Consider the following 26,238-nt stretch of genomic DNA (forward strand, 5'->3'; position numbering starts at 1 on the left):
GGTCAAAGACCGTGTTGAGCAGAAAAGTCAAGAAAAAAGAAAGAATGAGTGCAGTGGCGAGTCAAAGAAAAGCGCCGCAAGCGAAGACGCATTGCGGCGTGTCGAACAGGAGAATGAAGATGATGCGTCGAACCGACAACGATCAGAACTTGGGCGGTTCCTTCGGAGGCGTGTATGGCGTTTCGCCGTCGCCATAGAACCGCTTGCGCGTAGCTTCGGCCACCCGGTTGCACAGCACGCCACCCAACTTTGGGCGGTCAGTCTTGCAGTGCTGGCGCAGTTCCTTGAGCCGTTCAGGATTGGCCGCAAGCTCTTCCACTGTTGGAATATTCGCTTCGGAAGCGTTGATCTTCTGAGGCGCTTCGGACTGGCCGCAGGCAGTCATCGCGGTCACCAGCAAAAGCGGGATGATCCTTTTCATGGCGCAAGCGCTCCCGGGGAATCAGGTCGATGCTTGGGAGACTCTGGCGACTGGATGGCCTTCACTCGCTCGATGAAGCGCGAGATCTCATCGGATGGATCGCCCTCAAGGCGCAGCAAGTAGGTCGTCAGCGGCGGCACACGCGATGCAAGCGGCCGTGCCACAACGCCCGCTTCGCGACTGGTGGAAATGTGCGCCTCGCCCGTCAGACCCAACGCGAAGCCTGCGGATACCAGCGCCATCATCAGATCGCAGGAGGCCACACGCTCGGCTATCAACGGCTCCATGCCTGTCCGACGCAGCACACGTTCGACGTGCTTGGCATGACCCTCGCACACCTGTGGATCGCATAGCACTAGCGGGTAACGCAACAGCGCATCCAAAGGGATGCGCTTGTGGACCAACAGAGGGTGCCGCGCAGGCACCGCCACCATAAGCGTATCGCTCCAGGCCGGCATGGCGACAACTCTGTCGCCCACTTCGTCGGACTGCGCGAAACCCACGTCATAGAGGTCATCATGCAGTCCCTTGATCTGCTGCGATAGAGGCACCTCGAAGAACCGAAGCTCAACCTCTGGCTCTTCTTGGCGGCACAGCGCCAAGAGCCCCGGCAAACGCGACGGGGTGATGCCATCGGAAAGAGCCACGCGCAACTGCCCGTGGAAGCCGTTCGCAGCTGCTTGCACGCTATCGCGAGCCTGCTGCAATGCTGCGAAGACGCGCGGCACATGATCCATAAATAACTTTCCGGCACGAGTAAGTCGTGTGCTGCGAGTGGTGCGGGCAAGCAGAATCACGCCCAGTTCTTCTTCAAGCTCCTTGATGGCGCGCGACAGCGGCGATTGCTCAATATGCAGCCGCTCAGCCGCACGGGCGAAGTGCAATTCTTCGGCTACGGCAAGGAAATAGCGAAGGTGTCGTAGTTCCATTGTCATGGTCTCGCCATACCCGGGAGTTAATCTCTACCCCGAATTCTCGGGCTCGGCTGAAGCATGCGGAGTGCTGGATTCGCCACTTGTGTTTCCTGCGACAAACAATGACCAGGCCGCCATAAAAAAGGCCGCGATAACCGGTCCAGCGACGAGACCGGTCAATCCAAAAAGCGAGATTCCACCGAGAGTGGATAGCAGGACGATATAATCCGGCATGCGAGCTTCCTTACCAACGAGGATCGGTCGCAGGATGTTGTCGATTAATCCGATTACACCGGCGCCGAACGCGGCCATAAGAGCCGCTTTTGCCACTTCACCCGTTGCTAGAAGATAAAGTGCCACCGGCCCCCAGACCAACCACGCCCCCAGCACGGGGATTAGTGACAGCACTGCCATTACGACACCCCACAAAACTGCTCCTTGGATTCCGAGCAACCAGAACAGCACGCCTCCAAGCGCACCCTGGATGCCCGCGACCATCAGGCTTCCCTTAATCGTCGCTTTCACCATGTTCTCGAACCGAAGCCCCAACTCACCCAAGTAGCTGCGCTCGATTGGTAATGCGTCACGTAAATTCTCGACCACCTTCGTTCCATCACGGAAAGCAAAGAAAAGAAGGTAGAGCATCAACGTGAAGCTCACTGCAAGCCGCAGCGTATCTTGACCAACTGCGACGGCGTGCGAGGCGATGAATTGCAGCGCTTGTTCGAGGATCTGTACTGTGTTGCCGCGGATGCCATCCAACTGGTTGAGGCCCATCCGTTCCAGCCACGCCCGCAACCAAGGAGGAGCCGTCTTTACGGCCTGATGTATACGGGCTTCGATGCCGCTGCCGCCATCAGCCAGTAGGTGATCGTAGAGTTGCACTACTTCCTGCGCAGCAGATATAGCGACCAGTGCAAGCGGAACCACTACGAGCAGCACGCACGCTACTATGGTCAAAAGAGATGCCAGTGCCGGGGATCGAGGCATCGATGACAAGATGCGCTCGTAGAGCGGCCAGAACAGCACTGCTAGCGCCGTCGCCCAAAAGATTGCTGCGTAGAACGGCCATAGCAGTAGGCCGAAGAGCAGCGTAATTACGATCAGCGCGAGAATGAACGACCGATCCTTTAGGTTCACTAATTGCATATCGACCTGATGTCCATTGCGTATTTTTTCATTAACACATTTCATCCATACATCTGGCTCGACCTCCTTTCCCTCGGATCGGGAGGGATTGAAACCAGCTTGCCAGCGACCTCATCCAACTGGAGAAGGAGAATTGCGAGCACTTCCACCACGACGACCGCGCGGGTCGTTAGAGCGCAATGGGCAACGATTTAGACGATCGCTTTCTTTGCCGCTATCTCAGCGCGGCCTTGGTTTGTTCCCAAGCCTGTTCGAGTTTGGCAGCGCGCTTATCGTAGTCTTCCTGGATATCGGCAATGCGTTGTTCAATCCGCTTTCCAGCCGATTCGACAGCCCCCTCGGCCTGCGCTTGTAATGAGACGATTACAGCCTCCGTTTCTTCGCGAAGAGCTTTGGCCTTCCCTTGAATTCGCTTGCTGGCTTCGGCCAAGGATTTGTCCAACAGTTCGATGCGCACCTTTAGTTCTGTGCCAGCATGCTTACCCTCTTGGAGCAGTTGCTCGCGTAGGTACGTCAATTCGTTCGTGATGTCATTGATCTCGCGTCGGATCTGGGCTTCCTCGACTTCGTGACGGAACGTACGCACCACCACGCCGCCTAGAGGGGCGATGCGAATATCAAGGGGCGAAGTCCAGCCCTCATCGATTTCGGCAATGACCACGCTCCTGCCAGGCGTAAGTTCTTCGGAGATGACCTTGATAAAATCCCCAGAAATTCCAGCATCGAATATATCTTTAAGCCCGCCGAGAAGCGCGCCGCCGGTCAGTCCTGCGATTGTGCCGAACGGACCTGCCAGCAAGCCGAGAAGACCACCAGTAACTGCGCCAATCGTGGTTGCAAGCCCGCCCGCCGACTTGGCTTCCCTGATCGAGAGCTTGCCGGCTTCGTCCTTGACGACTACCGTTTCGCCGTAAAGGAGGATACTGCCCTCTCGATGCAGCTCGCGAAGCGCCAGGACCCCTTCGTAGGCCCGCGCTTCATCTGGAAAAATGATGGCTACAAATTTGTTCATGTGTCCGCCTTGGTAGTATGTCCGGAGTCTGCAAATCGGATGCGACTTTATGGGGCTCTATGCCGTTTCCAGTGGAAATTGACTTCTCAACAAACATGACGGTAGCGCCCGTAGTCGCGGGGGATAGCCGGCACCAAGGGGCTTTGTGGTAGATGCTCGAGCTTGGACATGCGCAGGTAGGCAATCGCGATGAAGTTCTCGGGGTCCCGGAAGCCTCGGGCAGCGGTCTTCGCTTTCTGAAGCAGGCCGTTCATCGCCTCGACGTAGGCGTTGCTGCGCCCATCGAGCATGCCGCGCACGACGCCACCGAGATGTTCCTTCAACGTGGCTGCAAGGCGCTTGAACGGTTCGAGCCGCGAACGTCGCGCCCAACTCATCCACTTCGTCAGTGCCCCGAGGGCGATCGCTTCGCTGTTACTGTCGCGCGCCTCGCTGTAGACGAGCCGCAGGGCCTGCTTGAGCCGCCAGGCCCGCGCGCTCTTCAGGTTCGAGCGCTGCAGCCAGTGCATTGCCTCGAACTGCGCGCGGGTCCAACGCGCCGCGTCCTTGCGCATGCCCCACAGCAACTGGCGAAGGGTCTTCTTGCTGTCTGCGCCGACCGCCTCGCGGACCGCCGCCGCCGAGGTTCGCATCTCTTCGCGTCGCACCTCATCCATCGCCGCATTGGCAAGCGCCACGACGTGGAAGCGGTCGTAGCTGATCTGCGCGTTGGGCAGCGACTGGCCAATCCCCCTGGCGTAGGCCGCGCTCATGTCGATGCAGGCGTGTTCGATCCTGGCCGGATCGCCGCCGTGCGCACGCAGGTCATCGGAAAAGGCCCCCAAGGTTTGATGGTCACGACCGGGGCAGGCAAACAGCAAGCGCTTGGCCGCCAGGTCATGCACCACGGTGATGTACTGGTGCCCACGCTTGACGCTGGTCTCGTCAATGCCCACGTGGCGCACGCCCGACATGTCGTCCTTGGCACGGGCCACCTCGACATAGTGGCGCACCCGCCGCCACAGCCGCTTTGGCGCAACCCGCATCTGATTGGCGGCCTGGGCTACCGGCAATTCCCGGCACAGCGACAGGCCCAGCGCCTCGAACAGCAACGTGAAGCCACTGCCCTCGCGTGCCCACGGCACCGGCAACTGCGCGGTCTTGCCGCAGCCCGAGCACTGCACGCGCGGCACCTCAGCATGCAACCACGCTTCGAACTGGAAGAAATCCAGGTGTCGCCAACTGCGGCGCACCCGGTCATGGATCAACTGATGCTCGACCCCGCACGCAGGGCAGGCTGCACGCTTGCCGGTGTGCTCGACCTCGAAGTCGATGCGCCGCCTGGCCGTGTTGAGCTCGACCTTGGCGACGTGCCAGGGCGGCTGCAGGCCAAGTGCGGTGGTGAAGAGGGCTTCGATCTGGTTGTTCATCGGGTGCGAGGTCGGCGTCAGTGTCGGGCGGTTGTACCACCGCAGATCATGTTTGTTGAGAAGTCAATTTCCACTGGAAACGGCATAGAGCCCTTTATGGTCGGCTTTGCGGCAACCATGACAAACGCTTGTCGGCGGACGAAACGACCAGGTCGTGCCCAAGCTTCTTCCGCCTCACGTTGTGCGTTTGTGCATCTGTCCGCCGTAGCAGCCTGCCGGGCTTGCTTGAAGAATTCTTTTGGGATTCTTTTGGATTTTGTTAAGTCGCTTGCCATTGCACGGCGCGAATGCGGCGCTGGGACGATAACCTCTGGATGTCTCGAACTGTTCCTTAGAAGCCTCGGGTGAAGGTGACGCTACCAAAGACCGGTCGTTGTCGCTGCCCTGCGAACTCGCGGGTGCGGTGATAACGTGCAAAGGCGATCCGCCAGCGCCCGCGGTCGGCCGCGATGCCGTAGCCGATGTCGGCGACGAAGGGGCGCTTATCGACGCTGTGGCTGTTGCGGAAGGTATTGCCATCGAGTGTGATGTCGCGCATCACCCAGCGGGCATCGAGGGACAGGAACAGGTGGCTACGCCACATGCCATCCGCGAGAGTTTGAAAGGCTGTGGTGTTCTCACCGGCCGGACGCAGCGGCGCCATGCCGAAGTCGTCCGACAACTCAGTGCCCAGGCGCAGTTCCATCCCTGCATGGGCGGCAGTCGCGAAGTTGCCAATGCTGCCACCCACCGCCCCGATGGCGTCCCACTGCCAAGCCTGGGACGAGGAGCTGCTGCGCAGACGCTCTCGCCGCTCGTGAATCAGTTGGATCACGGGCTCGTCATGCAATTGATTGTCCCAGCCAAGAGAGCTGTCAGCACCGATGACGCGGTGCAGCGCGTTCTGTACTTCGCCAGCCTTGGCCGAGGGGCCTACCACGCCGACGCGCAACTGGGACGTCCGCAGGACATCACCCGTGCGCGCGCTGTATCCCAAGCTGAACATCAGCGCCCCGGCGTAGGGGCGGTCGCTGGCAATCAGGCCCCGCCGCTTTCGCTCCGTGGGCGTGAACATCAGGTGGCCGAATCCGGCAGTGAGATGCCATTCATCGATGGTCGATGATTGTCGTTCGGCAAACTGCTGGCTGAGCCAGCGCGCCACGCCCGGCAGGCAGGTCGAATTCGCTTGATCTGCTAGGTTAGGGGAGACCAGCGTCGCCAATATGCCGTTGGAATATCCCTGATCCTGGCCGGTGCCGCCGAGCAGGTCGTTGTCCATGCGCAGGTTGAGCGTGCTCGCACTTCTGGGGGTGGCGGGAGCTTGGCATGGCTCGCTGGCCAGTGCCGTCGAGACCCAGCACAGCACGGAGAGTAAGAACAACCCCCGAGCGGGCGCGGTGGCGCGATGGAAACTGCCGGCTCGCTCCAGAAGTGCGGGCTGGATTGCCTGCCGGGGCGGCAGAAGCAGGGACGGGATGAGCATTGCACGGCAGCTTGCTTTCGGAGCGTGGCGAGCATGCGCGTGGAATTTAAAGATTTTCTTTGGATATGGTTGACCTTTCGTTAGGCATGGATTGCGTCAGGACACCATCAAACAGTACGCGCAGCACATGCAGCCCTATCCGCAATCGATGTTGTGACTGGCTACCAGCACACCTTTGGTGACGAACTGCGCGGCTTCGCACACCGGTAAAAAGGCCGATCAGTTGAGAGATGAATTCAGATCCGCTTGCTGCCGTTGTCCAATGCTGGATAAGTCTCTCGACGAGACTGGCAGTTGCCAGAAGCACTTGACTGGGCCGGCGCATTCCCTAATAGCCAGCTCGCCAATTCGTAGCTCAGTATTCGCCACGACTTTCGTCCGCTTACTTCAGGTCTCAGGTCAACCGGTCGAGACAAAAGTCCGCGTCGGCAGGCGCACGCTTACGATCAAGCCGCCAGCGCTACGATTGCCGCATTCCAGCTCGCCCCCGTGTGCCCGGCAGACGGCCGCAGCTATCGCCAGGCCAAGTCCGCTTCCACCGGAATGACGCGCTCGCGAGGTTTCGGCGCGCCAGAAGCGGTCGAGCATCGCGGGAAGATGTTCTGGTGCGACGCCAGGCCCGTGGTCCGAGACGGTAATCGTTGTGCCCAACGGCGTACTATTTGCGTCGATCTCCAGTGTCTTGCCGCGCGCCGCGTAACGCAGGACATTCTCGACGAGAATCGTCAGTACCTGCCCTATGCGATCTCGGTCGGCATACAGTTGGATATGGGTCGCAGCCGACACAACCGGCTTAATGCCTGCTCGATCCAGGTCAGCTGCGGCCCATTCCAGCCGCTCCGCAATCAGTTCCTGCAGCGGGAAGCTGTCCATTTCGAGCGGGAGCTGCCCGGCACGCGCCAGAGAAACCAGGTGTAGATCGCCCACCAGCCGGTTGATCTGCTCGAGCTGGCGAAGAATCGCACCAAGCTGATCCTGCTCCAGCGGGAAGACCTCATCCATCATGCCTTGGACACGGCCCATGGCCGCGTTGAGCGGCGTGCGCAATTCGTGCGCCAGCATCGCACTGGAGTCACGCACCTCGCGCTCGTACTGCTGTAGCCGCGTGGTCATGTCGTTAAAGTTGCGCACAAGGCCCGCCAATTCGTCGGGTGCGGTAGTCACCGCATCGACGCGATTACCGAAATGGCCTTCACTGACTCTGCGGGCTGCTTCTGCGATCAGTACGAACTGACGCGAAAGTGGTCGCGACAACCACAGCCCGACCAGGATGACGACAGGGATTGCGACGACGACCATGACGGCCAACATCAGCCAGTCAGGATTGGTCAGGCCGGGGCCGAATCGCTCGATGTTGTGGTAGCGCTCCATCAGCTCCCACAGCCGAGGCTCATTGCCGCGAGGATCCTCACGCAGCCGCTCGATCTCCTGGCGCGTCTCCGGCGGTGCCTGGCGCAGTGTTAGCGTATCGGCGATGTCGAAGTACGCCCACATGCCGATCGCCACCGCCAACACGGTTCCTACGGCCAGCGCGCTCATGCGCAGACCGAACCACCACCATAGCGAGCCCGGACGCCGGCGCGGCCACAGCAGCGTACGCAGCTTCATTGGAAACGGTATCCGACGCCACGTACTGTCATCAGTACGCCGCTCACACCACGCTGTTCTAGCTTGCGGCGGAGGTTGTGCATGTGCACGTCGACGGACCGCTCCAGTGCATCGCTTTCGGGCAAGCAGGCGTCGAGCAGTTCATGACGGGTGAAGGCCTTGAACGGCGTCTTCAACAGCTTGGCCAGTAGGTTGAACTCGGCAGGCGTCAGGGACAGCGGAATTGGCTGTCCCGATGCATCCTCCACGCTGGCCAAAACCGCACCGGTATCGACTACGACGTTGCCGTGGCGCAGTAGACCATCGGGCCGCGGCGAGGGGCGTGCGCGGCGCAGCACTGCGTGCACGCGAACCACCACTTCCTTTGGGCTGTAGGGCTTGACGATGTAGTCGTCGGCGCCGTAGCGCAGTGCGCCGAGTTTCTCCGGCTCGTCGCCGATGGCGGTGACCATGATCACCGGCGTGTCGCCAACACGGCGAATAGCGGAGAGCACGTCGGTACCACTGACCTTGGGCAGCATGACGTCCAGTAGGACCAGGTCGGGGCGCCACTGTGCGTGCAACTGCAGGGCCTGCGCGCCGTCGTGTGCCTTGCTGACCTGGAAGCCGTCCTTGTGCAGGTAGGCCTCCAGGATGCTGGCGCTGTCCAGATCGTCCTCGACGACCAGTATTTTCTGTTGAGACATGCTGACTCCACTCGCTCGTGCATGCGCCACGTGATCGCGCTGGGCGCGAAGCGGCGCTTCTTAATCAAATCTAAAAAAAACCCGAAACATCCCTTCAAGTCCCGAAGGCAACCTACACCGATTCTTGTAACACGCTGGAGAATTCGCATGTTCCCAAAATTGTCTGGCGATGTCCCGGCCTGGTTGATGGCCTCCGTGCTGGCCGCGCCGTGGCTCGCTGGATGCTCGATGGCACCGCATTATGAGCGGCCGCCGCAGGCAGTACCGGCGACGTTCGGGCAGCTTCGCGCTGCAGCGGCCGCCACCGCCGCAGAGCAGGCCGCGCCCGCGGCGCTGACGGATCAGGAGCGTGAGTTCCTGGGCGCCCTGACGCCCGACGGCGCCCTGGCGCCGCTGGTAGTGCGCGCTCTGGCGCACAACGCCGACTATCGACTTGCGGCGCTTCGGGTCGAGCAGGCGCGCGCGCAATACCGCGTCGAGCGCTCTGCGCGCCTGCCCACGGCCGGTATCGATGCGCAGCAGACCCGACAGAGCTTCGACGATCCCGCGCTACGCGAGCGCTACCAGCAGGATCTGTCGCGTGCCGGCATCGCCATCAGCGACTACGAACTGGACGTATTCGGACGACTGAAGTCGCTATCCGATGCCGCTCGCGAACATTATCTAGCCAGCGAGGCTGGGCAGGAGGCAGCGCGCGGCGCGTTGGTCGCCGAGGTACTAACAGGCCGTTGAAAAAAGCCAGAGCCCGCGTGGCTCTGGCAAAATGGCGGCCATCCTCTTCTGCCGAAGCCAGCCCAAGCCGATGCGTGGACTCGACCTCAAACAAAACGAGCTGTTCAGTTATACGACGCTGGAGCAGCGCATCCCGAACGATCACCCGCTGCGTCCCCTGCGAGGCCTGGTCGATACCGTTCTGGCTTCGATGGATCGGGACTTCGACGGGCTGTACTCCACCCTGGGACGGGCCTCGATTGCGCCGGAGCGGCTGCTGCGCGCCTCGTTGCTGCAGGTGATTTACACCATTCGCTCCGAGCGGCAGTTGGTCGAGCAGATTGATTTCAACCTGCTGTTTCGCTGGTTCGTCGGCTTGTCGATGGACGAGCGCATGTGGGATCACTCGACCTTCAGCCAGAACCGTGACCGCTTGTTCAACCAGGATGTAGCGCGGCTGTTCTTCCAGCGCATCAAGTCGCTGGCCGCATGGTCCGAGTACGCCAGCAACGAGCATTTCAGCGTCGATGGCACGCTGATCGACGCCTGGGCCTCGCACAAGTCCTTTATCAAGAAGGATGGCGGCGACCCACCGGAGGATGGCACGCGCAACCCCGATGCCGACTTCAAGGGCGAGAAGCGCAGCAACGCGACCCACCAATCGACCAGCGATCCCGAGGCCCGGCTGGCGCGCAAGAGCAATGGCGATGCCAGTCGTCTGGCGCACATGGCCCACACGATGATGGAGCACCGCAACGGTCTGATCGTGGATGTGGAATGCACCGAGTTCAATGGACGTGCCGAGGTAGAGGCGGCGCTGGAGATGCTGGAGCGCACGGCCAAGCCGGGCAGCACGGTAGGTGCAGACAAGAATTACGACCAGAAGCGTTTCGTGCAGAGGGCGCGCGAGCTGAAAGTGACACCGCATGTGGCGCAGAAGCGCAAGGGCAGCGCCATCGATGGGCGCACCACGCGGCATCCGGGGTATGCCGCCAGCCAGAAGATCCGCAAGCGGATCGAAGAAGGTTTTGGCTGGCTGAAGACGGTTGGCGGCCTGCGCAAGACCAAGCTGATCGGTCGCGCCAAGCTGAGTGCTCAGTTATTGCTGGGTTTCTCGGTCTACAACCTGATCCGACTGGGTAGCCTGTCGGGTTGGTGGCGAGGATCGCATGTATAGGGCGAGTTACGCCCAAAAAACGCCGAAAGGCGTGAACGTGGTGCTGAAACCTGTCAAAAAGGCCTGAAGTCAGGCCTTGTGTGGACTCCGTTAGGCCAAAGCGCTTGAAAAAGCGCCAAACCGGACGGGTTGGGGCAGTTGAAGCCGAGTTTTTCAACGGCCTGCTAAGGGCCTATGCGCTGGTCTGCGCGGCGACGCAGGCGCACCAGCGCCTGCAGGCCGTGCATGCGGACAACGCGGCGCTGCTGGAGATCGCGCAAGGGCAGTACGACATCGGGCTGATCGCACGCGACGCGCTGGACCGCCGGCGTGCCGCCACCGAGCAGGCGCAGGTGGCCGCACTGCGCGCCGGCGACGATGCCGCAGCAGCGCGGCGGGCGTTGCAGCTGCTGACCGGATTCGATGCGGAGGTGGCACCCGGCCCGCTGGCACCGCTCGCCGAGGCGCCCGACGCAATGGCGGCACTGCGCGATCTGGATTCGAAGGTGCTGCTGCAGCGTCCCGACATCCGCCAGGCCGAGGCCGAGCTGCGCGCGGCCAATGCGAACATTGGCGCAGCCCGCGCAGCCTTCTTTCCCTCGATCCGCCTGAGCACCTCGCTGGGTAGCGCCAGCAACTCGCTGGACGATCTGTTCAGCTCGGGCAGCCGCAGCTGGTCGTTCATGCCGCAGTTGGTGCTGCCGATCTTCGACTTCGGCCGCAACCGCGCCAACCTCGACCTGGCCTGGACCCGCAGGCACGCCGGCGTGATCGAGTACGAGCGCAGCATCGAGGCCGCATTCCGCGAAGTCGCCGACGCGCTCGACGCCCGCGCCACCTTCGCCGTGTCCGAAGCCCAGTTGCGCGAGCAGGATCGGCTCGCGGCGCTGCGTCTCGAACGCGCCGAGCGCCGCGTCTCGCGCGGGCTGGCGGATCGCCAGGACCTGCTGGCCGACCGTATCGAGGCGACCCGCACCACGCTCGACCACCTGCACGCTCAGCGCGATCTGGCGCTAAGCCGCATCGCACTGTTCAGGGCCTTCTACGGCGTCGAACTGCCCGCCCGGCTTTGAGAGAGGACCCCGACCAATGACGCTTCGCTTTTCGCCCGTGCCGGATTGCTCCACCTGGACAGCGGCGCCGACTATCCCTTCCCCCCTTCAGACCGGCGCGCAGGCGACCGGAGGTAGCCTTATGCCCATTGCGCGCTCCATTGTCCCCGCCGGCCTGCTGGTCGCGACACTACTGCTGTCGGCCTGCAGTCCCGACACGCCCGCGCCCGAACCGCTGCGCACGGTCAAGCTGGAGGCCGTCGGGGCCGGTTCGGCCGCCGCCGCCTCGCGCTTCGTCGCCACCCTGCGCCAGGAGCAGCGCGCGGAATTGGCGTTCGAGAACGGTGGGCGCATCGCCGAGATCGCCGTGGACGTGGGTGACCGCGTGCGCAAGGGCCAGGTGCTTGCGCGTCTGGACGCCGAGCCGGCGCGGCTGCGGCTGGCACAGGCCGAGGCGAACCTGCGCGCGGCCACCGTGCAGGCCAGGGAACGGCAGATCCAATTGCAACAACAGCAAGCGATGTTCGAGGACGGAGCGATTTCGCAAGCGACGCTGACCAGCGCCCAGGTCGCCGACGACTCGGCACGGGCGCAATTGCGCGTGGCCGAATCCGACCGCGCGTTGGCTGCACGCGCGCTGCGCCAGAGCGAGCTGCGTGCGCCGTTCGACGGCAGCGTGGTGGCCCGCCAATTGCAGCCCCAGGCCGATACCTTGGTCGGGCAGACCGTGCTGCAGGTCGAGGGCCAGGGCCAGCCGCAGGCGCTGGCGACGCTGCCGAGCTCGGTCGCGCAGGGCCTGGCGCCAGGCGCGCTGGTGCGGGCGATGCGCTCGGACGCGCCGCAGGCGACGTTCGAGCTGCGCTTGCGAAGCGTCTCCTCACGGCTGGAAGGCGGTGCCAGCGTCCAGGCAATCTTCGACGTGACCGAGGCCTCGGTACCGCTGCGCAGCGGCGACAGCCTGCTGCTCGCGCTTTCGAATGAGTCCGCAGTCGACCTGTCGGTGCCACTGCAGGCGGTAGTCGGACAACAGGGCGAGGATGCGGTGTACGTCTACGATACCAAGGTGGGCACCGTGACCCGCCGCCGCGTCGAACTCGGCTCGGTCGAAGGCGAGCGCGTGCGCGTGACCGCCGGCCTGCAGCCAGGCGACCAGGTGGTCACCGCTGGCGGCGCCTTCCTCAGCGACGGCCAAGCGGTGCTGCCGTTCCGCTCCGCTTCGCGCCTGAATGAAGCGGGGCGCCCATGAAGCTGACCCATTCGGCCCTCGGTGCCAGCCGCCTGACCCTGTTCGCCGCGCTGATGGTACTGGTCGGCGGCATCGTCACCTTTCTCGGATTTCCTTCACAGGAAGAACCTACGGTCACGATTCGCGATGCATTGGTGACGATTTCGCATCCCGGCATGCCCAGCGAACAGGTCGAGGCCCTGCTGGCCAAGCCGGTCGAGGAGCGCCTGCGCGAGATCGGCAGCCTCAAGAGGATCGTCACCACGGTGCGGCCCGGCACCGCGACTATCCAGCTCACCGCCTACGACCACGTCAAGGACCTGCCGGCGCTGTGGCAGCGCGTCCGCGCCAAGTCGGCTGAGGCCGGCCAGGCCCTGCCAGCCGGCAGTTTCGGGCCGTTCGTCGACGACGACTTCGGACGGGTGGCGGTGGCCTCGATCGCTGTCACCGCGCCGGGCTTCGGCATGAGCGAGATGCGCGAGCCGCTACGCGACCTGCGCGCGCAGTTGCATACCTTGCCTGGCGTCGAGCGGGTGACATTCTATGGCCTGCAGGAAGACCGGGTCTACGTGGCGTTCGATCGCGGGCGCCTGGTCGAGGCCGGGCTGAGCCCGGCCTCGGTGATGCAGCAGTTGCAGGCGCAGAACGTGGTCGCGCCCGGTGGGCTGGTGTCGGCTTCGGGGCTGGCGATGACGGTGGCCACTTCCGGCGAGTTGCGCAGCACCGAGGAGTTGCGCCACTTTCTGGTCTCGGTGTCGGACACATCCGGTGCGGGCGGTACGCGCGAGGTGCCGCTGGGACATCTTGCCCGGATCGAGGTGATGCCGGCCGATCCGCCCGAGAGCGCCGCGGTCTACGAGGGCATGCCGGCGGTGGTGGTCGCGGTGTCGATGGCCACCGGCTACAACATCGGCGACTTCGGTGCGCAGCTGCGTACTAAGCTGGAAGAGACCGCACGGCAGTTGCCGGCCGGCTTCGAGCAGCACGTGGTCACCTTCCAGGCCGACGTGGTCGCGCGCGAGATGGGCCGCATGCACCAGGTCATGGGCGAGACAATCCTGATCGTCATGGTCGTCGTGATGCTGTTTCTGGGTTGGCGCACCGGTCTGATCGTCGGCGCGATCGTGCCGCTGACCATCCTCGGCGCACTGATCGCCATGCGCGCGCTGGGCGTGGAACTGCAGACGGTATCGATCGCGGCCATCATCATGGCTCTCGGCCTGCTGGTGGACAACGGGATCGTCATCGCCGAGGACATCGAACGACGGTTGGCCGCCGGCGAAGAGCGCCGCCATGCATGTATCGAGGCCGGCCGCACGCTGGCGGTGCCGCTGCTGACCTCCTCGCTGGTGATCGTGATGGCGTTCTCGCCGTTCTTCATCGGCCAGACCGCCACCAACGAATACCTGCGTTCGCTGCCGATCGTACTCGGCCTGACCCTGCTCGGCTCCTGGCTGCTGAGCATCACGGTGACGCCGCTGCTGTGCCTGTACTTCGCCAAGGTGCATCCGTCCCACGGCGAGGGTGCTGGCCAGTACGATTCGCGCTTCTACCGCGGCTACCGCCGGATCATCACCCGGGTGCTGGACCACAAGGCGCTGTTCATCGGCACCATGCTGGTGCTACTGACCGGCGCCGGCGTTGTGCTGGCGTCGATCCCCTACGACTTCCTGCCCAAGTCCGACCGACTGCAGTTCCAGATGCCGGTGACCCTGCAACCTGGTAGCGACTCGCGCGAAACCCTGCGCACGGTGGAGGCGATGAGCCGCTGGTTCGCCGACGACAAGGTCAATCCAGAGGTGACCGATAGCATCGGCTACGTCGCCGACGGCGGTCCGCGCATCGTGCTGGGCCTGAATCCCCCGCTGCCGGGCAGCAACATCGCCTACTTCACCGTCAGCGTCGCGCAGGGCACCGACATCGAGCAGGTGATCGACCGCACCCATCGGTACATGCGCGAGGCGTTTCCGCAGGCTCGCGCCGAGCCCAAACGCTTCCCGCTGGGTGCGACCGAGGCCGGCGTGGCCATCTACCGCGTGGTCGGCCCGGACGAGGCGGTGCTGCGCGAGACGGGCGAGCGCATCGCCGCGGCGCTGCGCGGGTTGCCTGGTATTCAGGACGTCTACGACGATTGGTTGCCGCGCGTGCCGCGCTACGTGGTCGAGGTCGACCAGCTCAAGGCGCGCCGCGCCGGCATCAGCAGCGAAGACGTGGCCCAAGCACTGCAACTGCGCTACAGCGGCCTGCAGGCCTCGCTGATCCGCGACAACGGCGTGGCTGCGCCGATCGTGTTGCGCGGCGATGCGCGCGAGCGCGATGCCGCGGGCAGCCCGGCCGATACGTTGGTCTATCCCGGCGCGGGCGGCGCGCCGCTACCGTTATCGGCGATCGCGTTGGTCTCCACGGCGAGCGAGCCCTCAACGATCATGCGCCGCAACCTGGTGCGCACGCTGACGGTCACCGGCCGCCATCCCAGCATGACCGCCAATGGAATCGTCGCCGAGATCGCGCCGCAGATCGATGCGATCGAGCTGCCGCCGGGCTACCGCATCGAACTTGGCGGCGAGATAGAGGATTCGGCTGAAGCCAACCAGTCGCTGCTGCAGTTCATGCCGCATGCGCTGATCATGATCCTGCTGTTGTTCGTGTGGCAATTCAATTCTTTCCGCAAGCTGTTCATCGTGGTGGCGAGCATCCCGTTCGTGCTGATCGGCGCGGCCCTGGCGCTGCTGCTGACCGGCTACCCGTTCGGCTTCATCGCCACCTTCGGCCTGCTGGCGCTGGCCGGCATCATCGTCAACAACGCTGTACTCCTGCTCGAGCGCATCGAGGCTGAACTGGCCTCGGGCCTGGCGCGGCGCGAGGCGGTGATCTCGGCGGCTGTGATGCGGCTGCGCCCGATCGTGATGACCAAGCTGACCTGCATCGTCGGCCTGATCCCACTGATGCTGTTCGGCGGTCCCCTGTGGACCAGCATGGCGATCACGATGATCGGCGGCCTAGCGCTGGGAACACTGGTGACGCTGGGCCTGATTCCGATCCTGTACGACCTGCTGTTCTCGCTGCGCGTGCGCAGCGGCGGCAAGTCCACGAATGGGGAAGCGACCGCATGAGTTTCCCCTCCGCCATGCATGCACGCCGACTCCGGTCCGCGTTGCGCCACGACCAGGAGGCTTTGCGATGACGCAGGCATGGCTACGCCGCGAGGCCAACGCTGACGGACACGCGGCCTGGATTGCCGGCGGCGACTGGACGATCGAGCACTACGGCCGATTGGCCACGTTGGTATCCGACGCGCGCGCAAACCCCGGTGCGCAGCGCGCGGTGCCGTTCCTAGACTGGACGCAGGTCCGCCAGCTCGACACCGCGGGCGCGGCGCTGCTGGTCGAGATGCTCGGCCCAGTGCTGGCGCGCGAGCACCTGCGCGCCGATCCACGGCTGGAGCCGGAACGCCGAGCCCTGCTGGAGGTGCTGGTGGACGCTGCGGAGGCCCAACAGGTCGCGGGGCACCCTGCGCTCGATTCCGCGCCTGCATGGCTGCGCGGCATCGCGGGCATCGGCGCAACGGCCGAGCGGGGGCTGCATTCGTTACTGGATCTGGCCGGCTTCGTCGGCCAGATCCTGGAGACTTGGCTGCGCATTGCGCCGTACCCGCGGCGCTGGCGGCTGACTGCGGTGGTCGCGCAGATCCAGCGTGTCGCTGTCGATGCTGTGCCCATCGTCGCCCTGCTGAGTTTCATGGTCGGTACCGTGGTCGCCTTCCTCGGCGCAACCGTGCTGGCCAACTTCGGCGCCAGCATCTTCGCCGTGCACCTGGTCGCGTTCTCGTTCATGCGCGAGTTCGGCGTGCTGCTACCGGCGATCCTGATCGCCGGGCGCACCGCCAGCGCCTACACCGCACAGATCGGCTCGATGAAAGCGAACGAGGAGATCGACGCGCTGCGCTCGGGAGGGTTGAACCCAATCGAGCTGCTGGTGTTGCCGCGGGTGCTGGCACTGCTGGTCTCGCTGCCCCTGCTGACCTTGGTGGGCGTTCTGGCGGGCATCGCTGGCGGTGCCGCGGTCTGCGTGCTGAGTCTCGACATCTCGCTGGCGCAGTTCCTGGCCATAGTGCAGGACAAGATCGAGGTGCGGCATTTTCTGGTCGGGCTGAGCAAGGCACCGTTCTTCGCCGTCATGATCGCCGCGATCGGCTGCCACGAGGGTTTCAAGGTCTCCGGAAGCGCGCAGTCGGTGGGCGACCACACCACCTCGAGCGTGGTGCAGTCGATCTTCGTCGTGATCCTGCTCGACGCGCTGGCGGCGCTGTTCTTCATGGAGATGGGCTGGTGAGCGGCCTTTCGAACGGAACGGCAACTCATGCCATCGAGGTGCGCGCGCTGGACAACCGCTTCGGCGAGCAGCAGGTGCACCAGAACCTGGACTTGGACGTTCGGCGTGGCGAAATCCTGGGTGTCGTCGGCGGTTCGGGCACCGGCAAATCGGTCCTGCTGCGTAGCATCGTTGGTCTTCAGCGCCCGCATGCCGGCGTGGTCCGCATCGAAGGCCTGGATCTGCTGCAGCTCCACGGCGCAGCGCGCACGCATCTGGAACGGCGCTTCGGCATCCTGTTTCAGAAGGGTGCCCTGTACTCGTCGCTGAGCGTGACCGAGAACGTCGCCCTGCCGCTGATCGAGCACGCCGGCCTGCCGCGTGCCCAGGCCGAGCACCTGGCGCGCAGCAAGCTGGCGCTGGCTGGCCTGCCACCGGATGCCGGCGACAAGTCGCCGGCATCCCTGTCGGGTGGCATGGTCAAGCGTGCGGCCTTGGCGCGGGCGCTAGCCTTGGACGCGGGCATCCTATTCTTGGACGAGCCGACGGCAGGACTGGACCCGATCGGCGCAGCCGCGTTCGACCAGCTGATTCTGACCTTGCGCAATGCGCTGGGGCTGACCGTGTTCCTGGTGACCCATGACCTGGACTCGCTCTACACGATCTGCGATCGCGTGGCGGTGCTTGCCAATCGGCAGGTGCTTGTCAATGACAGCATCGAGGTGGTGGAGCGCTTCGACCACCCCTGGATCCAGGCCTATTTCCACGGACCGCGCGGCCGCGCGGCGGCGCAGGCGCGCGCCGGATCCACGAGCGCGGCGCCGCCGTGATGCGCGGGTCCGCCTCCTTCCCCCGACCGCGGTCGCGCGCGCCTGCGCCGAACAGCCGCATGCCTATCAGAGAGGTGCACTGAATCATGGAGCCCCGTGCCCGCCACGTCGCCATCGGCGTCTTCGTCCTTTTCCTGGCCGCGCTCGGCTTCGGCGTCGCGCTGTGGCTTGGCGACGCCCGTTCCGACCGTGACTTCCACTACTACCGCGTCATGTTCGACGAGCCGGTGACCGGGCTCTCGATCGGCAGCCCGGTCCAGTACAGCGGCATCACCGTCGGTGAGGTCGCTGCTTTGTCACTGCTGCCCGAGGACCCGCGCCGGGCCATCGCCCGTGTGCGCATCGAGACCTCGATTCCGATTCGCCAGGACACCCGGGCCGAACTGGTGATCACCGGCATCACCGGCGCTGCGGTGATCGAGCTGAGCGACGGTGGTCCTGACGTGCCGCTGCTACCCAGGAAAGAGGGCGAGGAACCGCTGATCCTGGCGCCGCGCTCGGCTCTGGCTTCGCTGGTCTCCGGCGACGGCAACACCATGACCACGATCAACGGCATCTTGCTGCGCACGCATGAACTGTTCTCCGAAGAGAACGTGGCACTGGTGCATAAGACCTTGGTGAACCTCGAGGACACCACCGGCACGCTCGCCGGACAGCGCACCGAGCTGGCCGGGCTGGTCAAGAACCTGACCGAAGCGAGCCGGGAATCAACCGCGGCACTGCGCCAGGCCAATGCCGTGATCGACGATGCCCAAGCGATCCTCAACGAGGAGGGACGCCCCGCACTGGCCAGCACGCGTGAGGCCATGGCCTCGCTGGAGCGTAGTTCGGCGCGGATGGAAGCCCTATTGCAGCGCAATGCGGCCTCGCTGGATCAGGGCATGGCCGCTACCGGCCCGGCGATGAACGAACTGAGGCAGTCACTGGCCAGCCTCAACACCGTGCTGCGCCGTCTGGATCGCAACCCCGCCGGCTACCTGCTCGGCAGCGAGAACATCGAGGAAACCACCCCATGACCCATGCTTCCCGCAAGCTGCCCGCGACCTTCGCGGCGCTCCTGCTCGCCGCCACGCTGCCGGCCTGCAGCATCCTGCCCAAGCAGGCGCCAGCCGCCACCTACCAACTGCCGTTGCAGCACCCGGCACAGGCGCGCAGCGGCGTACATGGGCCGCGCGCCGATGGCCCCATACTGGTCATCCATTCCCCGGCGAGCAATCGGGTGCTCGATTCGGACCGGGTCATCATTGCCCAGCCCGATGGACGCCTTGCGGCCTGGCAGGGACTGCGCTGGGCCGATACCGCACCGGTCCTGCTGCGCGACCGCCTGGCCGAAGCCTTCATCCAGGATGGACGACTGACCGTGCACGTGGACAGTGCGGCGCCCGCCGCCGAACTGGACCTGCTCGGCGCGCTGCGGGCGTTTCAGGTCGAACAGCGCGGCACCGCGCCGGTGGTGGCGATCCGGCTCGACGCGCAACTGGCCGAGCGCGACCGTGCGGGCGCCGGCGTCAGCCGGCGCTTTGAGGTGGTGCATGCCGCCGCGAGCAAACGCGAGACCGACGTGATAGCTGCGTTCGGCGCCGCGTCGGATGCGTTGGCTGCCCAAGTCGTCGACTGGGTCCTGGAGCAGCCCACGGCATCCGCCACCGGTTCGGACGCGCGCGCGCGCCACGCCGACCTGCCATCCCCCGCTGCGGCCGAGTCGTCGCACTCGACTAGGTAAGCTGCCATGCCCAAGTCCGTCCACAGCTACTGGTCACCCGAGCCCATCGCCGTTACCCAATCGCCGAACTGCAGGAGCTCGGCTACGACTGCGCCTTGGTGTCGCCAGAGCAGGTCGCGGTGACGAGCGCCCAGACTTTCGGCGCGGCCCGGATCCTGCAGTGGATCGTTGATCCGGCCAAGTTCATCGTCTCACTGAAACAGCTGGCACTGCGCGCCGGTATCCGCATCCACGTGCGCAGCCAGGTCTCCGGCATCAACGAGGTTGGTGCGGGAGTGCGCGTCGATACCTTCGCCGGTAAGGTGACGGCCGCCAAGGCGATGCCGTGGGTCAGCGCCTTGCCGCCGTCACATTCACAAGCCTGCCAGGTTCCGCCTGCAGCCTTTCTGCTTGGGGTTCTATCATGACTGATCAGCGGCAAAGACATCGCCTAGTGATCGTTGGAGGGGGCGTGGCGGGGCTGGAGATTGCCAGCGCATTGGCCCGCCGATGGCGACGTCCGGGAACGCCCACAGTCACACTGGTCGATCGGGATTCGGCCCACGTCTGGAAGCCTATGCTGCACATGATCGCGGCAGGTACGCGCGATGTTTCGCAGCAGCAAACACCCTACTTGGCGCAGGCGCGCGATACCGGATTCGTCTACCAGCCTGGCGAGCTGTGCGGCCTGAATCGGGAACGGCGAGAACTGCAGATCGCCGCAGTCTACGCTGACGACGGGCGACTTCTGATTCCCGGCCGCATAGTTGGATATGACACTCTGATTATTGCCATCGGCAGTCAAGCGAACGACTTCAGGACGCGTGGTGCCGCAAACCACTGTTACCGGATCGACTCGCGCGAGCAGGCCGATGCATTCAACCGGGAGATTCGACTTCGTGTCCTGCAGTGCGTGGCGCAGGATGCCCAACTCTCAATCGGGATAGTTGGCGGCGGCGCCACAGGCGTGGAGTTGGCTGCCGAATTGGTGCAACTGGCCGAATCAGCGGCGGCGTATGGCGCCCACGACCTGATGTCGCGCATGTCAGTTGCTTTAATCGAGAGCGGACCGCGATTACTGGCCGCCTTTCCCAAAGACATCTCTGAAGCTACCCGAGCGCGTTTGGAGCAATTGGGTGTCCGTGTGTACACCGACACACGGGTCAGCGCAGTGGATGCCGATGCCTTCCTGTTTAGCGACGGCACTCGGCGGGAGGCATCCCTAAAGATCTGGGCGGCCGGGGTCAAGGCTGCGAACTTGCTGTCGAATCTAGCGGGGCTGGAAGCGAATGCTATCAACCAGTTACTGGTACGGCCCTCGCTGCAGACGACGCAGGACCCGCGGATCTACGCCGTGGGCGATTGCGCGAGCCTTACTTTGTCGGGCAACCAGCGCTCCTTGCCGCCGACAGCACAGGTTGCACATCAGCAGGCGCAATACCTCATCCGCCAACTTCCGCGCGTGATCGAGCGAGGCTTGACGCCCCCTGACTTCGTGCACCGCGACCTTGGATCCCTGGTGTCACTAGGCGAGTACGACGCATTTGCGTCGCTGGGCAAGTTCGGCCTGCTCAAGGGGACAACGCTACGCGGAAGGCTGGCGCAGGCCAGCCATGTGCTGCTCTATCGTAGCCACCAGGCACGCCTGCACGGGATCATTCGCGGTAGTCTCTTGTGGCTGGTTGATCAGCTCAACGCACGTTTACGTGGATCGATACGACTTGATTGAGCGATTGGAAGGAATTGGTGAGTTGGATATCCAGATAGTCGACACTGAGACCACTGCGTTCGTATGCATGAGCACGAGAGCACCGAGCGTCAGGACACCTTCCACATGCTCTGGTCATCCAGCAAGCATATGGCGCCGAAACTATGAGCACTCATAGACTTCATGACGACGGAGATTTTAAAGGACTAGTACCTGGAACTAGCCCAACGATGGCCCCTTTGGCCGACCGACTTCCCACGATGCCCCGATACCGTGCATCGTCGCTGCGAGTTGCTGCCCCCGCCGCTGTTCGATCACAGGCCGCCACGGCACCAGGCTGAACCCCATGCCATCATCGAGCATCGCATAGCGCCCGCTGGCAAGCATGACGGAGCGCCGGTAGATGCCTGCAACGCGCTGCCCGTCCGTGGCGGGCCGATGCGCCAGGCCGGTTTCGGCGGCAATGTCCTTGGCGGCCTGCGCCAGTTCCCGATTGCGCAGCGTGCCCAGCAGGTTGCGCGCCAGGATCACTCGCTGCCCGCGCCGCTCCGCCAGCCCCTGTTCTTCAAGGAAGTCGGCGCGCTGTTGCAGGGTGTTCTTGACCTCGCCACCAAAGCCCAAGTCGCCCAGCCCCTTGCCGCCGCCGATCAACTGCTGGTCGAGCCAGGTGGCTCCGATCACGCGCGCCTGCAGCTCGATGGACAGGTGCGATTTCAGCTCCACGGCGACGCCGCCCAGCCGTTGCGGGTCGTACTGGCGGCCACGCTCGGTCAGGTCGTCCGGCACCTTCCATAACCCCTCGGCCACGCGCTCCACGATGCCGGCCCGGCGCAGGGCTTCCAGCCGGCGGACGTGGGCCGCGACGACTTGCTGCGGGTCGCGGTCGGGCTTGGCCCGGCCCTGCTCGATCGCCAGGTGATGATCGGTGCGGTACAGGCCATCGCTCGCCAGCGCGGCGATGTTCTTGTCGGCCGCCCGTACCTCCGCGGAACCACGCACCTCCACCACCGATCCGGTTGGATAGTTCGCCAGCTCGTCGCCGGCGTTCAACGCGACGTAGTGGGCCTTGCCGTCCACCCCGTCGATGACCAGATAGCCGCGGTCGTGCAGCTCGTCGGCCAGCCCCTTGCCGGCCACGCGGCCGACGATGGTGCGGCCGTCGTCGCCCGGCTCGAACACCGCCAGTTCGCGCGGCTGGCCGCTCATGGCGCGCTGCATGGTGCGGATGATGTCGCCACGCTCGCCCAGGGCACGCAAGGTCTTCTCCGCGTCCGCATGGACGGCCCAGGTGCCGGGCTGCACCTCGTCGGCCAGGCCCAGGCGCTGCAAGCGTTGGAGTCGGCCGATCAGCAGCAGCCGCTGGCGTTGCAGCCGGGGTTCATTGAAGCGTTCGATCTGCACCCGGCCATCCACGCCGGCCTCACGCTGCAATGTGCGGTCGAGGCTCGTCCACCGCTCCTGTTTCACCTCGCGTCCCAAGGTCTGCTGGATCTCCAGTTCGGTGCGCTGCCCCAGCCATTCGGTCGCCAGTTCGGCGGCCCGATGGCGGAAGCCGTGGGCGATGTAGTCGCCGGCGATGATGAGGTCTTTGCCGGTGTCGTCGCGTCCGCGCACGATCAGGTGTGCGTGCGGGTTGTCGGTGTTCCAGTGATCCACCGCCACCCAATCCAGCCGCGTGCCAAGGTCGGCTTCCATCCGGTTCACCAGATGCCGGGTGTAGGTGCGCAGGTCGTCCAGCTCGGCGCCGTCCTCCGGGGAGACGATGAAGCGGAAATGGTGCCGGTCGTCGGCGGCCCGCTCCTTGAAGGCATCGAGGTCGGCTTCGTCGGTCTGCGGCCCGTAGGCCCGGCCCGGTTCGCCATCGCGGCCGGCGCCGTCGCGCTCAATGTAGCGCAGGTGCCTGGCGAGCGACTGCGGGCTGGCGTTGCGCTGGTTGACCAGCAGGGTCTTGATGGTCACGCGCCGCGACATGGGCGTCAGCTTCGCCCCGGCGAAGCGCGCCGCCGTGTGGCCGCGCCCAAGCCGTGAACCGGGGCGCTGACCGGCGCGTGCGCCGCTGCCGCCGGCTGCGGAATGGCGCATCGAGGACTTGCCGCTGCTGGCCTTGCCTGCCTGCTTGAGCACCTTGGAAACGAAGCTCTGGCCCTGACCCTTGCCCCGGTTCTTCGGGGCGCTGGGGCGTACCCGGAAATCGTCGTCGCGGCGGTCGCTCATGGCCGCGCATCCTGCAAGCTCTGGCGTGTCCTGTCGTGCGAAGCACGCGGACATGCCTGCATTGGCGCGACCTTCGCGCCCCACGCGGCACGGCGGCGAAGCCGCTCCGTGCCGCGCCACCCCCATGTGCAGACAGGCTTTCGACGCGGCCTAGTGCCGCGTCCTTTTGTCTTGCCTTCCGCCTTTGCCTTCCGCTGTCGCTCCAGGCACCGGCGTCCCGGCGGCGCTGCTGTGCGAGCAGCCAGCGCGCCGGCGAACGCTGCGACGGCCGCAGACCGGGCGCGTTCGAGGCAAGACGCCTGCACATGGGAAGGCAGCGCGAAGTGCAGCGCGGATGCGCTCGCACTGCACGCGCGACGACATGCGGAAAGCCACTGGATCGACACGACCGATGGCACGATGAGATGCACGGCAGCGTGCAGCGAGTCGGCGGCCATCATGGGCGTTCCTCCAGCCACACCGGATGCGCGACGCCGATCACGGCGGATGCGCTGACCGGGCCGAAGTAGCGGCTGTCGAACGATGCCGGATTGGTCACGCTCAACAGGAACAGTTCGCCCGGTTCGAGGCGGCGGCAAAGCTGCAAGGACGGCAGCGCCCGGCCCATCCGGTCGGCGGGCAGCACGGCGGCCGCAGGCACGCCGTCGATGCGTACCTGACCTGCGACGATGCAGACGTGTTGCGGTGCGACCGCACCCACACGCTTGAGCAGTGGCACGCGGGTCGGCAGGTAGCCGCGCTGTGCAGCCAGCATGGCGGCCCTGGTCGGCAGCGGCACCAGCACGATGCTGTCCACGGACAACGGACGTGGCAGCGCAGTGGTGCGCGGGTCGAACGGGTCGATGCGATACCAGCCGACCGCCACGCTGTCGGACGGGTTGTAGGTCAGGCGCGGCAGCGGCGACACGAAAGCCGCCCAGGCCAGCGCAGCGAAGCCGATGGCGGCCAGTGTCGCCAGAACGATGCGAGTGCGCAGGCGCGAGCGAGGAAGCGGCGCGCTGGCGGTAGCGGTCGGCGCGGTCATGGCAACACCCTCCCGGCCAGCCAGGCGGTGTGCCGCTCGGCGGTGTATTCGGGCAGCGCATGGCGCGCTGCAAGACGGTTGCCCAGCGTGCGCCAGTACGCGGGCGACACGTCGATGGCGGCGATGCCCAGCGCCTCGATGCCGTCGATGCGTTCCAGCACGGCGCGCACGTTGGTATCGCCTTCGGCGTGGAGTAGCAGGCGCGCGCCCGGCTGCACACCGGGGATGCGCTGCGCCGCGTCCAGTGGCGTGCAAGCCTGCATCACCATGAGCTGCCAGCGGATCGTGCCGTAGTCGTTGGCCTGCCAGCGGATGCGGCAGAACATCGCGCCAGGCAGGAACACCGCGCAGCGCCGCCAGTCGTCCAGGCGCAGCGTGCGTGCGGGCTCGCCGAAGCGCAGATAGAGCTTGAAACGGGCCTCGATGTAGGCCAGCGCCACGCGCGTCAGCGGCGCGCTGGCGGATTGGCCGGAAGGCACGATGAATGATGGCTGTGGCGCAGCCGTGGCCGCGCCAGCGGCAGGCGAAGCGGATGCCGTCATGGTGTGTTCTCCCTGTGGTTCTCGGGAAACTCCCGCTCCAGCAGGCCGCGCAGCAGATCGGCCACGGTCACGCCTTGCGTGAAGGCCGACACCTTGATGCGCGCCCGCATGGCGGGCGTAATGTCGAGGGTCAGGCGCGCGGTGTAGAGGTCGCCTTTACCCAGTGCATCGGCATCGCCCTGGCGAATCCACGCCTCGGCGTGCGGATTCGCGGGCGGACGTGCGCCGATGCCGACGCGCTTGCCCGTGCGTTTGCTGTTGGGCGGCTGCTCCGCTGTCATGTCGGCCACCGCAGCAATTCGTCCACCAGGGCGGTGATTTCGCGGGCAGCGGCGCTGTCGGGTGCTGTCTCGCGTGCGAGCCGGCCAGCGGCCACGCTGTCGGCGAACACGATGCGCTGATGCACTTCCGAGCGCAGCGCAGGCAGCGGCTGTTCGGCCAGCGATTGCCGCGCCTCGCGGCCGATGATGGTGGTGCTGACGCGCCGGTTGATGACGAAGGCCGCGCGCAGCGCCGGCCGGAACACCTGCGCCTCGCGGATCAGCGAAACCATTTCCGAGCTGGCCCACAAGTCGTAAGGGCTGGGCTGCACCGGGATCAGCACGCGCTCGGCCGCCAGCAGCGCGGAGCGCGCCAAGGCGGCAATCCTGGGTGGCCCATCAATGACGACGTGATCGGCCCGCCTGGCGAGTTCTGGCGCTTCCTGATGCAGCGTTTCGCGGGCCAGGCCCACGGCGCTGAACAGCCGTGGCAAGCCTTGCTGGCTGCGGCGCTGCGTCCAGTCCAGCGACGAACCCTGCGGGTCGGCATCGAGCAGGACGACATGCTGGCCGCGCAGCGCCAGTTCGCCCGCGATGTGCGTGGCGAGCGTGGTCTTGCCGACACCGCCTTTCTGGTTGAGCAGAGCGAGGATCATGGCGCGGCCCTCCGTGTTGGAAAGCCGGTCTTTCGCTCCTGCGTTTGGTGCCGTTGGGTGGTTGTCCACCGAAACGGCGCGCTTCTACTAAAAGTTATGTATTTACTGTTAGGGAAGTTAAGGGACGCAAAAACCCAATGCTGGCGCGGCTTTGCAGCCGATTTTGTTGCCTGATAGCACGAGGAT

At 64.9% G+C, this 26,238-nt stretch carries 24 protein-coding genes; 11 read left to right on the forward strand and 13 right to left on the reverse strand.

What is annotated here, in order from left to right:
• Positions 1–142: 142 nt before the first annotated feature.
• The 8 genes from NGK62_RS21300 to NGK62_RS21335 form a co-directional block, all read right to left on the reverse strand.
• Entirely contained in the window at positions 143–421 is a 279-nt protein-coding gene (locus tag NGK62_RS21300) for an EexN family lipoprotein (protein ID WP_023093958.1), read from the reverse strand.
• Entirely contained in the window at positions 418–1,350 is a 933-nt protein-coding gene (locus NGK62_RS21305; protein ID WP_023093957.1) for a LysR family transcriptional regulator, read from the reverse strand. Before NGK62_RS21305 ends, NGK62_RS21300 begins: the two co-directional genes overlap by 4 nt.
• 33 nt (positions 1,351–1,383) lie before the next feature.
• Positions 1,384–2,529, reverse strand: a complete 1,146-nt coding sequence (locus NGK62_RS21310) for an AI-2E family transporter (RefSeq protein ID WP_055312169.1) — start codon at positions 2,527–2,529, stop codon at positions 1,384–1,386.
• Between the two features lie 169 nt (positions 2,530–2,698).
• Entirely contained in the window at positions 2,699–3,496 is a 798-nt protein-coding gene (locus NGK62_RS21315) for a DUF1269 domain-containing protein (RefSeq protein ID WP_023093955.1), read from the reverse strand.
• 86 nt (positions 3,497–3,582) lie between these two features.
• A complete protein-coding gene (locus NGK62_RS21320; RefSeq protein ID WP_251880219.1) occupies positions 3,583–4,905 on the reverse strand; it encodes an ISL3 family transposase in 1,323 nt (440 codons plus the stop codon).
• A 331-nt stretch (positions 4,906–5,236) separates the two neighbouring features.
• Positions 5,237–6,250 (reverse strand): lipid A deacylase LpxR family protein, encoded by a 1,014-nt coding sequence (locus NGK62_RS21325; protein WP_044305238.1) that lies wholly within the window; start codon positions 6,248–6,250, stop codon positions 5,237–5,239.
• 516 nt (positions 6,251–6,766) lie between these two features.
• Entirely contained in the window at positions 6,767–7,975 is a 1,209-nt protein-coding gene (locus NGK62_RS21330; protein ID WP_023093953.1) for a sensor histidine kinase, read from the reverse strand.
• Entirely contained in the window at positions 7,972–8,661 is a 690-nt protein-coding gene (locus tag NGK62_RS21335; RefSeq protein WP_023093952.1) for a response regulator, read from the reverse strand. The genes NGK62_RS21330 and NGK62_RS21335 overlap by 4 nt, the downstream gene beginning before the upstream one ends.
• A 147-nt stretch (positions 8,662–8,808) precedes the next feature.
• Between NGK62_RS21335 and NGK62_RS21340 the strand changes: the two genes are divergently transcribed.
• From NGK62_RS21340 to NGK62_RS21390, 11 genes are all read left to right on the forward strand, one after another.
• Entirely contained in the window at positions 8,809–9,393 is a 585-nt protein-coding gene (locus NGK62_RS21340; RefSeq protein ID WP_251880221.1) for a TolC family protein, read from the forward strand.
• A 70-nt stretch (positions 9,394–9,463) separates the two neighbouring features.
• The gene (locus NGK62_RS21345; RefSeq protein ID WP_011913346.1) at positions 9,464–10,549 is read left to right on the forward strand and encodes an IS5-like element ISPst12 family transposase; all 1,086 of its coding nucleotides are present in this window, start codon (positions 9,464–9,466) and stop codon (positions 10,547–10,549) included.
• 104 nt (positions 10,550–10,653) lie between these two features.
• Positions 10,654–11,601: a TolC family protein gene (locus NGK62_RS21350; protein ID WP_251880223.1), complete on the forward strand. Its 948-nt coding sequence runs from the start codon at positions 10,654–10,656 to the stop codon at positions 11,599–11,601.
• Between the two features lie 121 nt (positions 11,602–11,722).
• Positions 11,723–12,826 carry an efflux RND transporter periplasmic adaptor subunit gene (locus NGK62_RS21355; RefSeq protein ID WP_023093950.1) on the forward strand — a complete coding sequence of 368 codons (1,104 nt, stop codon included), beginning with the start codon at positions 11,723–11,725 and terminating at the stop codon, positions 12,824–12,826.
• Positions 12,823–15,918, forward strand: coding sequence for an efflux RND transporter permease subunit (locus tag NGK62_RS21360; protein ID WP_023093949.1), 3,096 nt, complete (start codon positions 12,823–12,825; stop codon positions 15,916–15,918). The genes NGK62_RS21355 and NGK62_RS21360 overlap by 4 nt, the downstream gene beginning before the upstream one ends.
• 67 nt (positions 15,919–15,985) lie before the next feature.
• Positions 15,986–17,137 carry an MlaE family ABC transporter permease gene (locus tag NGK62_RS21365; RefSeq protein ID WP_023093948.1) on the forward strand — a complete coding sequence of 384 codons (1,152 nt, stop codon included), beginning with the start codon at positions 15,986–15,988 and terminating at the stop codon, positions 17,135–17,137.
• Positions 17,134–17,946, forward strand: a complete 813-nt coding sequence (locus NGK62_RS21370; RefSeq protein ID WP_023093947.1) for an ABC transporter ATP-binding protein — start codon at positions 17,134–17,136, stop codon at positions 17,944–17,946. The genes NGK62_RS21365 and NGK62_RS21370 overlap by 4 nt, the downstream gene beginning before the upstream one ends.
• An 86-nt stretch (positions 17,947–18,032) precedes the next feature.
• Positions 18,033–18,962 (forward strand): MlaD family protein, encoded by a 930-nt coding sequence (locus NGK62_RS21375; protein ID WP_023093946.1) that lies wholly within the window; start codon positions 18,033–18,035, stop codon positions 18,960–18,962.
• The gene (locus NGK62_RS21380; protein WP_023093945.1) at positions 18,959–19,669 is read left to right on the forward strand and encodes an ABC-type transport auxiliary lipoprotein family protein; all 711 of its coding nucleotides are present in this window, start codon (positions 18,959–18,961) and stop codon (positions 19,667–19,669) included. The genes NGK62_RS21375 and NGK62_RS21380 overlap by 4 nt, the downstream gene beginning before the upstream one ends.
• Positions 19,670–19,737: 68 nt before the next feature.
• Entirely contained in the window at positions 19,738–20,076 is a 339-nt protein-coding gene (locus tag NGK62_RS21385) for an FAD-dependent oxidoreductase (protein ID WP_332880349.1), read from the forward strand.
• On the forward strand, positions 20,073–21,377 hold the full coding sequence (locus NGK62_RS21390; protein ID WP_031687786.1) for an NAD(P)/FAD-dependent oxidoreductase: 1,305 nt from the start codon (positions 20,073–20,075) through the stop codon (positions 21,375–21,377). Before NGK62_RS21385 ends, NGK62_RS21390 begins: the two co-directional genes overlap by 4 nt.
• Positions 21,378–21,575: 198 nt before the next feature.
• On the opposite strand, the gene NGK62_RS21395 is transcribed toward NGK62_RS21390, so the two are convergent.
• From NGK62_RS21395 to parA, 5 genes are all read right to left on the reverse strand, one after another.
• Positions 21,576–23,570 carry a relaxase/mobilization nuclease domain-containing protein gene (locus NGK62_RS21395; protein WP_251880225.1) on the reverse strand — a complete coding sequence of 665 codons (1,995 nt, stop codon included), beginning with the start codon at positions 23,568–23,570 and terminating at the stop codon, positions 21,576–21,578.
• A gap of 436 nt (positions 23,571–24,006) precedes the next feature.
• Positions 24,007–24,594, reverse strand: a complete 588-nt coding sequence (locus tag NGK62_RS21400) for a S26 family signal peptidase (RefSeq protein WP_049445242.1) — start codon at positions 24,592–24,594, stop codon at positions 24,007–24,009.
• Positions 24,591–25,136: a DUF2840 domain-containing protein gene (locus NGK62_RS21405; RefSeq protein ID WP_049445245.1), complete on the reverse strand. Its 546-nt coding sequence runs from the start codon at positions 25,134–25,136 to the stop codon at positions 24,591–24,593. Before NGK62_RS21405 ends, NGK62_RS21400 begins: the two co-directional genes overlap by 4 nt.
• The gene (locus NGK62_RS21410; protein ID WP_049445247.1) at positions 25,133–25,417 is read right to left on the reverse strand and encodes a hypothetical protein; all 285 of its coding nucleotides are present in this window, start codon (positions 25,415–25,417) and stop codon (positions 25,133–25,135) included. The genes NGK62_RS21405 and NGK62_RS21410 overlap by 4 nt, the downstream gene beginning before the upstream one ends.
• Positions 25,414–26,052 carry a ParA family partition ATPase gene (gene parA, locus NGK62_RS21415; protein ID WP_049445250.1) on the reverse strand — a complete coding sequence of 213 codons (639 nt, stop codon included), beginning with the start codon at positions 26,050–26,052 and terminating at the stop codon, positions 25,414–25,416. The genes NGK62_RS21410 and parA overlap by 4 nt, the downstream gene beginning before the upstream one ends.
• Positions 26,053–26,238 lie beyond the last annotated feature (186 nt).

The organism is Achromobacter sp. Marseille-Q4954 (genome assembly GCF_943737025.1).
Lineage (GTDB): Bacteria > Pseudomonadota > Gammaproteobacteria > Burkholderiales > Burkholderiaceae_B > Achromobacter > Achromobacter bronchisepticus_A.